Genomic DNA, 13055 nt, shown 5'->3' with positions numbered 1-13055 from the left:
GGATGAGATCTTTAAAAAAGATATTTTAGGTGAAGACAAAAGTCGATCTCTAACCAATCGAAAAATCACAATTCTTTTAAAGGGCAAAATATGCAGAAATCGCCAATGAGAATAGTCATTTTAGGTGGAGGGCGTATGGGAAGATCTTTAATTAATGAGATCCATAACAATCCTTCTTTTATATTAACATCTGTTGTCGTACGACAAGGTTCTCCGTTAGTAGGGCAAGATGTTGGGGATGTTGTCGGTATATCAACAATTGGTGTAAAGTTTTCTGATGATCTTGTAACAGCAATGCAATCTGTAGATGGAATTATTGATTTTTCCTCTCCTGTGTTGACGTTGCAGTCTTTAGATATTTCCTCTCAACGAAATCTTGTACATGTGATTGGAACTACAGGTTTTTCTATTAAAGAAAATGAGATGATTGCTTCTTTTGCAAAAAATTGTCGGATTGTTAAATCAGGTAATATGAGTTTGGGAATCAATTTTTTAAGATTTTTAGTTAAAACTGCTTCAGAATACTTTCCATCAAAAGATTGGGATTTTGAAATTTTAGAAATGCATCATCGTCGTAAATTGGATTCTCCTTCAGGAACGGCGTTTTTGCTGGGAGAGGCGATAGCAGAGGGTCGTAAGGTGAATTTTGCCGATCATGTTGTGTTAAATCGTAATAAACAACAACGTGTTCGTGAAGAAGGATCTATCGGCATTTCTTCATTGCGTGGAGGATCTATCGTTGGAGAGCATTCTGTCGTTGTGGCCGGAGAAGGTGAATCTATTACCTTATCCCATAGTGCACATGATCGTTGTGTTTTTGCGCGAGGAGCTTTGACTGCTGCATTATGGGCAGAATTTAAAAATTTTGGTTTATATTCCATGTATGATGTTTTGGACGTGGAATTGATAAGGAAAAAGTAAATGAAAAGAACGCTTGTTTTAGTCCGTCATGGTCAAAGTGAGTGGAATGTGAAGAATCTCTTTACTGGACTGCGCAATCCTCCATTAAGCCCCTTAGGAATAGATGAAGCAGTGAATATTGGTAAAAAATTTTCTGAACAGGGTATGGTTTTTGATGTAGCTTTTAGTTCTTCTTTAAATCGCGCTCAAGAAACTTGTCGGATAATTTTGCAGGAGCTTAACCAAGAGCATATTGAGCCTATTTATAATAATGCTCTTAATGAACGGGATTATGGAAACATTTCTGGCATGAATAAAGACGATGCTTGTAAAAAATGGAGTGCTGAGCAAGTGCATATCTGGCGTCGTTCTTATCACATAGCTCCGCCAGGAGGGGAAAGTCTTAGAGATACAGTCGCCCGTGTTGTGCCGTATTATGTTCAATCCATATTACCAATGGTTCTCCAGAATAAATTAGTTCTTGTGGCTGCTCATGGAAATTCTTTGCGTTCTTTAATTATGGTTTTAGATAGAATAACGATAGACAGTATTTCTGATGTGACGATAGATACAGGAGAGGCTATTGTTTATCAATTAGGTGCAGACGCAACTATTGTTTCAAAGAATATTATCCATAAAAAGCATTGTTCTTCTCAATCTCATATTAAAAAATAGAGGGAAATGTTTGTTTGACATCATTGGCATAGTAATAATTCATTTTATAGATACTCAATTTTTCCAAGTCAATTGAATTGAGTGATATTGGAAATCGTCTTTTTAATGTACTCTTTCCCAATTATCGGACACTTTTATATCTACTTTTAGTGGGACTCTTAAATTAATTTTAGGTAAGCATGCATTTTCCATTGATTCGGTAATAATATTAGTAACTTGTTCAATTTCTTCTTCAGGGGCTTCAAAAACAAGTTCGTCGTGAATTTGCAACAACATTTTTGTTGAGAGCTTATGACATTCAATTGATTTATGTACTAAAATCATAGCTCTTCGCGTAATGTCAGCTGCAGATCCTTGGATAGGAGCATTAATAGCAGCACGCTCGTTGAGATTTCGAATTGAAACTTTAGGAGAATTTATTTCATCATAATATATACGACGTCCAAAGATAGTTTCTACGTAGCTATTTTTTCGAGCAAAATTTTTTGTTTTTTCAATGTACTCATGTATCCCAGGGAAACGATCGAAATAACGTTGAATATAATCAGTAGCTTCGGAACGTTTGATTTTAAGTTGATTGGCAAGTCTAAAAGGTGAAATGCCGTAAATGATGCTAAAATTTATAGTTTTGGCATGTTGTCGCATGTGAGAAGATACTTCTTCTATCTTAACACCAAAAATTTCTGATGCTACAAGCGTGTGAATATCTAATGAGTTTTTAAAAGCTTGATATAACGGATTTATTTGAGCTACATGTGCTAAAATCCGTAATTCAATCTGGCTGTAATCTGCAGAAATGAGTTTTTTGGTAGGGGGTGCAATAAATGCTCTGCGAATTTTTTTCCCTAAATTGGTTTTTACAGGAATATTTTGCAGATTTGGCTCTAGAGATGCAAGGCGTCCAGTCATTGTAGAGGCGAGAGAATAAAAAGTATGTACGCGCTGTGTTCGCTGATTGATATGATTGGGGAGAGAATCAGCGTATGTAGATTTTATCTTTGAGAATCGACGCCATTCAAGGATATGTTCTATAAGAATATTGTCCTGGCAGTTTATTTGTTCAAGATCTTGAGCTGTCGTTTTCCATTGTCCTTTTTTTGTTTTAGTCCCACCTGGAAATTTGAGTTTCGTAAATAAAATATCACCGAGTTGTTTGGGGGAGCTAATATTAAATTTCTCACCGGCAAGGTTATGTATTTTTTCTTCTAGACATAATAGATCTTTGGATATCTCAGATGATACTTGTGCAAGAAGTTGTCGATCTATTTGAATCCCTGTTGTTTCCATTTGCGCTACAATATCAATCATTGGTTTATCCAATCGCTCATAGACATGGAGCAATTTTTCAGCAATTAATTTTGCTCTAAGAAGTAACCACAATTGTAGAATAACGTTGCTTTTTTCTACTACATATTCTTGAATTCGTGAATTAGATATTTGATCAATAGATATAGATCTTTTGCCTGTTTTTAGCATTTCTTTTCGCGTAATAAGGTCATAAAATAGCCATTTTTTTGCAATATTTGCTATATCGTGAGAATAACGTCCAGAATCCAATACATAGGACATGAGCATAATATCTTCAAAGCCACGTATAATGATTCCATAACGTTGTAAAACAAGTTTATCATACTTAATGTTATGACCTATTTTGAGCAAATGTTCATTTTCAAAGATTTTTTTTAAATAGGAGAGAATTTCTTCTGTTGAAATGCTTTTTTCTGGAGACATGTTCTCTTCTAGAGAACTATCTATAATTAGGGGAAGATCAATGACGATGGTTTCTATCTTTAAAAGAGAAGCATCTTCTTGATTCAGTATGCTGAACGCAATACCAATTGGCTTGGAATTAAAAGCATCTACTGTGTCTGTTATAATTGTAAAGGAAGCGCTGCCAGTATTTTCTAGTATTTGGAGCCATTTTTTAAGATCTTTTATATTGCGTATTCTGATATAAGAATGATTTTTAATTTGAGATTGGGTTAAAAGTTTTGTACGTTCTAAAAAAAAATGTTGAGGAGAATTTTTCGAAATTATATTTTCGGATAGTGTCGCAGATTGATTCTCCTTAGGGCTTTTGGGTTGACTTGTTTCTATGTCTATTTTTGAATCTAGATCTGCGGATTCAATATTCTCTGCATCACAATTGCAAAATGCAGCAACACGTTTTGTAAGTCTTGTAAATTCAAGTGCTTTAAGGAAAGTAATGAGTTGAGGTCCGTTGCAATCTTCTAATATAAGATGATCAAGTGGAATAGTTATAGGAACATCAGTGCGCAGTTTCACAAGGTCGCGGGAAAGACGAGCGGTATCGGCATATTCTAAAATGTTTTCACGTCTTTTTTTTGTTTTATTTGGTTGGCGTTGTTAAGAATATTGTCAAGATTTCCATATTCTTGGAGAAGTGATGCTGCAGTCTTATAGCCTATACCAGGAATACCAGGAATATTATCGATAGAATCTCCTGATAACGCCTGTAAGCATACCATTTTTTCTGGGGGGACTCCCCACTTTTTTATAACATTTTCAATGTCTATTTTTTCTTCTTTAATGCTATCGTATAAACAAGTAGTAGGACTGACTAATTGCATTAAATCTTTATCTGTAGATACGATGGTAACGGAAAAACCTCTTTTTTCTGCAATGCTTGCATAAGTTGCGATAATATCATCTGCTTCGAAGCCTTGTATTTCAATAGAAGGTATCCCAAATGCTTGGGTTGCAAGACGAACCAATGGTAATTGAGGGAGTAACATTTCGGGAATTTGAGGACGATTAGCTTTGTAATCAGGATAAATTTCATTACGAAAAGTTTTGTCAGGATAATCAAAAATAACAGAAAAATGTGAAGCTATATTTTCACTTCGAGAATTTTGTAATAATTTCCACAGCATATTACAAAATCCGGCAATAGCATTGACAGGCAATCCATCTCGTTTGCGAGAAAGAGCGGGGGTAGCGTAAAAGGCTCTGTATATAAAACTAGATCCATCAACGAGGAAAAGATGCTTTTCTTTTTGCATAAAGGGCACTGCTCTTAAGATTGTTCTTGTCTTACAATGTATTGTATGAATCAATCTCCTGTGGAAAGAGATAATTATTCAAAATGGATTTAAACTCCTCTTTTTTTATTAATAGTTGTTCGTATGTGTATCCGTCAATAGTTTTAACTATAGGTATTTTATAGTCCTAGATGGGGCGAATATTTTTTAGAATTAAGGCTTAATTAAAATGACTGTATATGAGTCTTTTATTTTAAAAAATGATATGAGCAACATATTACAATATGGACTATTGGTTGTTTTTTATTATTAATCAAGGGTATATTTACGATTTTTTCTACACGAATCTCATGAAGAATAATAGGATTGAAGTCATTATAAATTAATTTTATTTCAATGGATTGTTTATAATATCTTGTAAAAATGAAATTATTTCAACCGCTTATATGTGGCTTATAAAAGTTATTTGTAGTTATTAGAAGAACTTAAATATAAAAGAACCTTTTCCATTAACAGTTACTTTGAAATACAAGATAAGATATTACAATATCGATCTAATATGGAAAAGTATATTTTCTATATGTTTCCTAACAAATCGTTTACCCTATATTAATATAGAAAAATATGCTTTATATCAAAGTGTTCTAGATGAATTTTATACATTATACCATTTTTGTTAATTTTGGCATTATCTAAAGATAATCTCTATGGGGGTATTTTATGTTTCAAGGATCTATTCCTGCTTTGATTACGCCGTTTACAAAGGATAATTTAATTGATGAAGATTCTTTTGTAGATCATATTGAATGGCAAATATCCGAGGGGTCTAGTGGGCTTGTCCCTGCTGGGACAACAGGTGAATCTTCTACTTTATCATATGAAGAACATTGCCGAGTTGTTGAATTATGTGTTAAAACAGCTGCTGGTCGTGTGCCTGTGATGGCTGGAGCAGGTTCTAATAATACGAAGGAATCAATTGAATTGGCTCAATATGCTCAAAATACTGGTGCTGATGCTTTGTTGGTTGTCGTTCCTTATTATAATAAACCTAATAAAAAAGGGCTTTTGGCTCATTTTGGATCAATAGCCAACGCGGTGAGTTTGCCAATTTATATTTATAATAATCCAAGTCGTACGGTTATCGAAATGGATGTTGATACGATGGCAGAATTAGTAAAAACCTATTCCAATATAGTGGGTGTCAAAGATGCTACAGGAAGAATTGAATTGGCATCAGGGCAACGTATTGCTTGTGGTCCTGATTTTATTCAATTATCAGGAGATGATTCCTCTGCTTTGGGATTTAATGCTCACGGAGGTGTGGGTTGTATTTCCGTTACAGCCAATGTAGCGCCAAGGATTTGTGCTGAATTCCAAAAAGCAATAAGTGAGGGGAATTATCGTCAAGCGCTTGAGTATCAAGATAAACTATTTCCTCTACATCAAGCTCTATTTATAGAGCCTTCTATATCTAGCGTGAAATATGCATTGTCTCGTTTGGGAAGAAATGTATCTTTGTTAGTGCGCGCGCCTATGGTGTCAATTCTTGAAAAAGAGACTATGTTTGCTATCGATCAAGCGCTTGATCATATAGGGCTTTGCGCTGGATGATTGAGAATGTTAGAAAGCATGTACTGGAAATATAGATGATCTTTTTTGATATGGTATATTTATAAGGAGAGGATATGAGTTCTAAATCTCGAAGCGACCTATCCCTAAAAGTGATATCTGAAAATCGGAAAGCGCGATACAATTACCATATTTTGCGTTCATACGAGGCAGGTATTGTCTTAACGGGAACCGAGGTTAAGTCGTTGCGAGTATCCAAAGTCAATATTTCCGAATCTTATGCTACTGTTGAGAATGATGAAATTTGGTTAACAAACACCTATATTCCTGAATATCTTCAAGCTAATCGTTTTAATCATTCTCCGCGAAGAAATCGCAAGCTCTTGCTTTCTAAAAAAGAAATTCGTCGTTTGCATGCAGCTGTGCGCCGCGATGGTATGACTCTTGTTCCAATGAAGATCTATTTTAATGCAAAGGGACTAGCAAAAATTGATCTTGCTCTTGCCCAAGGTAAGAAAAATTATGATAAACGTGAAACTGAAAAAAAACGCGATTGGGATCGTCAAAAAAGTCGGATTATGCGAGAAAGAGGCTGATTCCTTCCTTTCAATAAATAACAAAAGGAAGGGATGGTTTGAATGTGTTTTCTTTTCTCATTGTAGATTAATTGGCTGGAAGTTTAATTTACCATAAAATATTTTTGCTATTATTTGTTAGGCGTTAATTATTGGAATAATGTCTAGCATATAGTTCTACTTTTTAATTTTTAGGGATTGTGTCTTCAATTATTACCATAATCTTAAAAAAATTAAGGGGGAATTTTCTGGGTAAAGAAAAACCATCTTGCAAAAAATTTAAGTTTTTTGCTTATGTTTGTATGTATGAGCATTATATTGGTGAGCGCGCTGGGATTCGAACCCAGGACCTACCGGTTAAAAGCCGACCGCTCTACCAGCTGAGCTACGCGCTCTCGGAGTTATCCAATATAAGAAATTTTCCCCGATCCGACAAACATATGCAGATCTATGCAGATGGTCAACTTAAAAATGATCCTATATACATTTTATTTGTTAATTGTGTGATTATATTGTGAATATTTCCACGGATAAGAGTATTATATCTATTAAAAAAAACAGATATTTTATCAGAGCTATTTTTGATATTGAGATATGAGGGGTGTGACCTTCGGTAGGTATGACTTTACTATCCAATTCCGCAATTTTTTAATTGCTTGAGGAGGAGTGGTGTTGCGCGGGTCATTAGGGAAAATAGGAGGGAATGTCATCAAAGAAATATCATAAAATTCTTCGTTATGTAATCTTTCTGCTAGCTTATATATTTGAGAATGATCTTCAATTTTGATGAGGGGGTTTCCTCCGCTAACAAGACAAAAAGGTATGGATCTAGAGAGTGTATTGAAAGAGCCTTGGGCATTTATATCTGTTGCCATTGACATCAATTCTAACCATACTGATATAGGTGTGTTGAGAGAGTAGTTATTGTTTATTATGTGGTCTTTGGAATCTATGTTTAGAGTGAGGTTGCCCAGCAAATGTTTCCAATTTTTATTATTGCGAATCCAGATGTTTTCGGTCATATAACGCATGAATCGGCTTGGAGTATCGGATCCCTTGAAAAACTTTTCTATTTTTAAAAATGAATCCATAATAAGACAATTATATTTCTCAAAGCACAAATCAAGATTCCATAGGGCAATGCCGGAAAATTTCTTTGGATATTTTATGAGGGTAGATAGAGCAATAACTGTGCCAAGCGAATATCCGAAGAGAAGAACGGGTGTATTGCCATGATTTTCAGCAATTAATGAGCGTAATTTCATTACCTCTTGTATGATGGGTGTTGAGTTATTCTCTTTTTCAGAATATCCTGGGAGACTATTATTAGCTGTTTTTATGGTATTGCGATGGCTATAAATGTAAGCGGCTATATTTTCTTCTGCAAGGTATGTGCAGAAATCATTGTAATCTTCAATGTTCTCTTCTATGCTTTGGCAAACAAGTATAGCAGCACGAGGAGTTTTTCGTGTTTGATTGCATGGATAAGCTATTTTATTTTTTGTTGCGTCTTCAATTTGAAGCGTTTCTTGTGGCATGCAGTTGATCCTATTCTTCGTAGATACCAAGGAGGGTAATACTGTCTCCAATAGAAAAATAATTTGGTTCATTGAATTCTCAGTCATTATTTAGTAGCATAATTAGCCTAAAACTCAATTAAAAAGTAGAGGTGTTTTTTTTATGGCACGTAAGTTTATTTATCACATGTCAGGTCTTGATAAGGTTTTTGGAAACAAGAAGATTTTAGATGATATTAATCTTTCTTTTTATCCAGACGCAAAGATAGGTATTCTCGGACCTAATGGCGCTGGAAAATCAACTATTTTGCGGATTATGGCTGGTATTGACAAAGAATATAATGGAGAGGCTTGGTTGGCTGCTGGCTTTACAGTTGGTTATTTACCACAAGAGCCACAGCTAGATCCTTCTAAAACAGTTAGGGAAAACATTGTGGAGGGAATCGCTCACAAACAATGTATCCTTGATCGTTATAATGATCTTATAATGAATTATTCTGAAGAAACGGCAGAAGAAATTGCTAAATTACAAGATATTATTGATAGTAAAGGATTATGGAATCTTGATACTGAATTGAAGGTGGCCATAGAATCTCTTCGTTGTCCTGATGGCGATTCTAATGTTGTTTCTCTTTCAGGGGGAGAAAAGCGACGTGTTGCCCTTTGTAGGTTGTTGCTTTCGCGTCCAGATCTTTTGTTACTTGATGAACCCACGAATCATCTTGATGCAGAAACTATTGCGTGGATGGAAAAATATTTGCGGGAATATTCTGGTGCGGTTCTGATGGTTACCCATGATCGTTATTTCTTAGATAATGTGACAAATTGGATTTTGGAAGTTGATCGTGGGAAAGGAATTCCTTATCAGGGAAATTATTCTGCATATTTGCAAATGAAGGCTAAACGCATGGAGCAGGATAGTCGTGAGGAAATATCCCGTCAAAAAGCCATAGAGCGTGAGCGAGAGTGGATTGTGTCTTCCCCAAAAGCACGGCAGTCCAAATCAAAGGCTCGTATCCGTTCTTATGAAGAATTAGTGGAATCGGCCTCTAATCGTCATCCTGGAAATGCGCAGATTATTATTCCTGTTGGAAGGCGTTTGGGTAATGTTGTTATTGAAGCTAAAAATATTTCGAAATCTTATAATGGCTGTCCATTGATTAACAATCTTTCTTTCAAGTTGCCTCCAGGGGGGATTGTGGGCGTCATTGGGCCTAATGGAGCGGGGAAAACGACGTTGTTTCGTATTCTGACTGGAGCTGAGCCCCTTGATTCTGGTGAGATCCATATTGGGGAGACAGTATGTCTGAGTTATGTTGATCAAAGCCGAGATTCTTTGGATGCCGAAAAAACGGTTTGGGAAGAGATTTCGGGCGGAGATGATATCGTAAAACTCAATGGACATGAAATAAATTCGCGTGCTTATTGCGGTGCTTTTAATTTTAAAGGTGGGGACCAACAACAGCGAATTGGTTTGCTTTCGGGGGGGCAAAGAGGTCGTGTTCATTTGGCAAAAATTTTAAAAAGTGGTGGCAATGTCATTTTGCTTGATGAGCCTACGAATGATTTGGATACAGAAACATTATCTTCGCTTGAGGATGCATTAGAAAATTTTGCAGGATGCGCTGTTATTATTAGTCATGATCGTATGTTTTTAGACCGTTTGGCAACGCATATTTTGGCTTTTGAAGGGAATGGTCATGTTGAGTGGTTTGAAGGTAATTTTGAAGACTATGAAAAAGACAAGCTATCTCGTTAGGGTTAATATTTATCTGGAAAGTAAGTGAGTTTGAGGTTTGTGATTATGATATTAAGGATGTTTTAGTGTTGTCACAAACATTGTTTTATGTCTTTAATTTTGAATGTCATTTATGGTTAGTGTGAAAATTTTGCAAAAAAAGAGATATCTAATGTATAGTGTTGATGAGATTGTTGATAATGGGAATTATTATCCATTTGCGCATTAGTGTATTGAGGGGTAAAAATAATTCTACTTTCTTTGGATTGAGTATCATGCTCATAGCCGTTTTATTTGGTTTTGGTGATATTTTATTCAAATAAACGTACTCTAGTCTTTGATTTTATGGCATTATTACCATGGTAGAAAATATTTATTTTAAATTATAGCCTCTATTTTTATTTGTTGTATCAACATAGTAATGCATGGATGAATCACATTATAGCTTTGAATAAAGTGATATAGTTATTGTAACATCTTTTGCTTCCGTTATAATTGCGTGAGGATAGAAGTTAATGATTTTTTGTTTTTGTTTTTGTCTTTTCGCGAAAATAGTTTGTTTTTTCTCAATTACGTTAATATTTTGTAGGTATTTATATGGGAGTTTTGGTTTTGAATTGTGCGGATGATTCAAAAAATTGATTGCTACACTGGATCGTTATTTGGGAAATAGAATTTTGAGTATATATGAATATCTGATAAGGAGTCTTTAGGAGTGATTTTTGAAGAATATGCGAGAGAGGGATTCAATGATACTTCTTTAGGCCTTGTTCCAATGGTTGTGGAACAGACCAATCGGGGGGAGCGTTCTTACGATATATATTCCCGTCTTCTTAAAGAACGGATTGTTTTTATCACTGGTCAGATTGAAGATCATATGGCAGCGCTTATATGTGCTCAGCTATTATTTCTTGAGGCGGAAAATCCGCAAAAGGAAATATCTCTCTATATCAATTCTCCGGGGGGAGTGGTGACTGCTGGTATGGCAATTTATGATACTATGCAGTTTATTAAACCTCCTGTTTCTACTCTTTGTATAGGACAGGCAGCTTCTATGGGTTCTTTGCTTTTAGCCGCAGGAAAGAAGGGTATGCGTTTTGCGTTGCCTAATGCACGTATCATGCTCCATCAGCCATCTGGAGGTTTTTCAGGTCAGGCTTCCGACATTGAACGTCATGCTCGCGATATTATTAAAATCAAGCATCGTTTGAATAATATATATGTCAAGCATTGTGGTAGGGTATATGAGGAAGTAGAACAGACATTAGATCGTGATTGTTTTATGTCTGCTGAAGATGCGCATGCTTGGGGTTTGATTGACAAGGTATTGATGTCTCGTGTTGATATTGAAGAAGGGGGTAAATGAGGTGGTTTCCAGATTTTGTGTATAGTAATTTTTGGAAGAATGATCCAATTTTTTTGGTCGTGTACTTTTTTGATACCTACGTAGATATTTAAAATTGTGTATAAATGCTAAGGAATAAATGTTTTTGTAAAGGAAAGCGTATTTTATGGTAATAGAGAATTATACATTTAAGTAAAAAGAGAATGCTAGATGTATTCTAATCTATTTAAAATATTTTTTTGTGTAGCGTGATAATTAAGGGGGGATTCTATGAGTAAGGCCGGTAGTAATGGTAGTGTCTCAAAGAACGCGCTTTATTGTTCCTTTTGTGGTAAAAGTCAGCACGAAGTGCGGAAATTAATCGCAGGTCCCACGGTATTTATATGTGATGAATGTGTTGAATTATGTATGGATATTATTCGTGAAGAGAACAAATCTTCTATTTCTAAGTCGCATGAAGGTGTCCCGACTCCTCAAGATATTCTTCAGGTTCTTGACGAATACGTCATCGGGCAAGGGCAGGCAAAAAAAGTTTTAGCAGTTGCTGTTCATAATCACTACAAACGTTTAGCGCACTCTTCAAAGAATAGTAGCGTAGAACTTGCAAAGTCTAATATTCTTTTAGTAGGTCCTACGGGATGTGGTAAAACTTATCTTGCCCAAACGTTAGCGCGTATCATTGATGTTCCTTTTACAATGGCCGACGCTACAACTTTGACAGAAGCTGGTTATGTTGGTGAAGATGTTGAAAATATTATTCTTAAATTATTGCAAGCCGCAGATTATAACGTAGAACGTGCTCAGCGTGGCATAGTATATATTGATGAAGTAGATAAGATTTCTAGAAAATCGGACAATCCTTCTATCACACGTGATGTTTCAGGAGAAGGGGTTCAGCAAGCGCTTTTGAAAATTATGGAAGGGACTATTGCTTCTGTTCCGCCACAAGGGGGAAGAAAGCATCCTCAGCAAGAATTTTTACAAGTAGATACGACCAATATTTTGTTTATTTGTGGAGGCGCATTCGCAGGTTTAGATCGAATAATTTCTGCGCGGGGAGAAAAAGCGTCTATAGGTTTTTCCGCTGTTGTCAAGAATTCAGATGATCGTCCTGTCGGAGAAGTTTTGCGCAATATTGAGTCAGAAGATCTTGTGAAATTTGGATTAATCCCAGAATTTATAGGGCGTTTACCTGTATTAGCCACCCTTGAAGATCTTGATGAAGATTCTCTTATTAGAATTCTTTCCGAGCCTAAAAATGCTTTAGTAAAACAGTATCAATGTCTTTTTGAAATGGAAGATATAGAGCTTGTTTTCCATGAGGATGCTTTAAGAGAAATTGCTAGACGTGCGATTATTCATAAAACGGGAGCGCGTGGTTTACGCTCTATAATGGAGAAAATACTTCTTGATACTATGTTTGAATTACCTGTTCTTAAAGGGGTTAATGGTATTATCATTTCTGATGATGTTGTGAAAGGTAAAGCGCGTCCTTTGAATATATATGTCGATAGGGGGGAGGAAAAGGCGAACGTTTCCGCTTAGATTTCCTATAGATAATAGAAATAATTTGGATTGGTTGTTGGGGAGATGGAAAAGTTTGGGTTATGTATGTGTGATATAGTGATTTAATGATGTTCTAGTTATTAACTAAAATCATCCTTAAGTTCCCGGTTGATATATCTTTTTATTGATTATTCAGATATATTGCAGGATTGAAGATTGAAATTGCAT

The 13055-nt window shown here is 35.5% G+C and carries 8 protein-coding genes, 1 tRNA gene and 1 pseudogene; 7 read left to right on the top strand and 3 right to left on the bottom strand.

Annotated elements, in window-relative coordinates:
• The first annotated feature begins 90 nt into the window (after nt 1-90).
• Both dapB and CKC_RS05285 read left to right on the top strand, forming a co-directional pair.
• Nucleotides 91-921, top strand: a complete 831-nt coding sequence (dapB, locus tag CKC_RS05290) for a 4-hydroxy-tetrahydrodipicolinate reductase (RefSeq protein WP_013462494.1) — start codon at nt 91-93, stop codon at nt 919-921.
• Nucleotides 922-1575 carry a 2,3-bisphosphoglycerate-dependent phosphoglycerate mutase gene (locus tag CKC_RS05285; protein WP_013462493.1) on the top strand — a complete coding sequence of 218 codons (654 nt, stop codon included), beginning with the start codon at nt 922-924 and terminating at the stop codon, nt 1573-1575. It abuts the gene before it with no gap.
• 102 nt (nt 1576-1677) lie between these two features.
• On the opposite strand, the pseudogene polA reads toward CKC_RS05285, so the two are convergent.
• Nucleotides 1678-4598: pseudogene (gene polA, locus CKC_RS05280) on the bottom strand (DNA polymerase I).
• 699 nt (nt 4599-5297) lie between these two features.
• On the opposite strand from polA, the gene dapA reads away from it, so the two are divergent.
• Nucleotides 5298-6188, top strand: coding sequence for a 4-hydroxy-tetrahydrodipicolinate synthase (gene dapA / locus CKC_RS05275; RefSeq protein ID WP_013462490.1), 891 nt, complete (start codon nt 5298-5300; stop codon nt 6186-6188).
• Between the two features lie 74 nt (nt 6189-6262).
• The gene (gene smpB, locus CKC_RS05270) at nt 6263-6742 is read left to right on the top strand and encodes an SsrA-binding protein SmpB (protein ID WP_013462489.1); all 480 of its coding nucleotides are present in this window, start codon (nt 6263-6265) and stop codon (nt 6740-6742) included.
• Nucleotides 6743-7040: 298 nt separating this feature from the next.
• On the opposite strand, the gene CKC_RS05265 is transcribed toward smpB, so the two are convergent.
• Together CKC_RS05265 and CKC_RS05260 are read right to left on the bottom strand one after the other, a co-directional pair.
• Nucleotides 7041-7116 (bottom strand) — tRNA-Lys (locus CKC_RS05265).
• A gap of 180 nt (nt 7117-7296) precedes the next feature.
• The gene (locus tag CKC_RS05260) at nt 7297-8259 is read right to left on the bottom strand and encodes an alpha/beta hydrolase (protein WP_013462488.1); all 963 of its coding nucleotides are present in this window, start codon (nt 8257-8259) and stop codon (nt 7297-7299) included.
• A gap of 142 nt (nt 8260-8401) precedes the next feature.
• Here CKC_RS05260 and ettA point away from each other — a divergent pair, with 142 nt between their 5' ends.
• The 3 genes from ettA to clpX all read left to right on the top strand — a co-directional run bounded on the left by ettA (nt 8402) and on the right by clpX (nt 12866).
• Complete coding sequence (gene ettA, locus CKC_RS05255) at nt 8402-9997, top strand: energy-dependent translational throttle protein EttA (protein ID WP_013462487.1); 1596 nt, start codon at nt 8402-8404, stop codon at nt 9995-9997.
• Nucleotides 9998-10691: 694 nt separating this feature from the next.
• Nucleotides 10692-11342, top strand: a complete 651-nt coding sequence (gene clpP, locus CKC_RS05250) for an ATP-dependent Clp endopeptidase proteolytic subunit ClpP (protein WP_013462485.1) — start codon at nt 10692-10694, stop codon at nt 11340-11342.
• Between the two features lie 249 nt (nt 11343-11591).
• Nucleotides 11592-12866: an ATP-dependent Clp protease ATP-binding subunit ClpX gene (gene clpX, locus CKC_RS05245; RefSeq protein WP_013462484.1), complete on the top strand. Its 1275-nt coding sequence runs from the start codon at nt 11592-11594 to the stop codon at nt 12864-12866.
• The last annotated feature ends 189 nt before the right edge of the window (nt 12867-13055 follow it).

It is taken from the genome of Candidatus Liberibacter solanacearum CLso-ZC1, from assembly GCF_000183665.1.
GTDB classification, from domain to species: Bacteria; Pseudomonadota; Alphaproteobacteria; order Rhizobiales; family Rhizobiaceae; genus Liberibacter; species Liberibacter solanacearum.
This window is presented reverse-complemented; position numbering and strand designations above follow the sequence as displayed.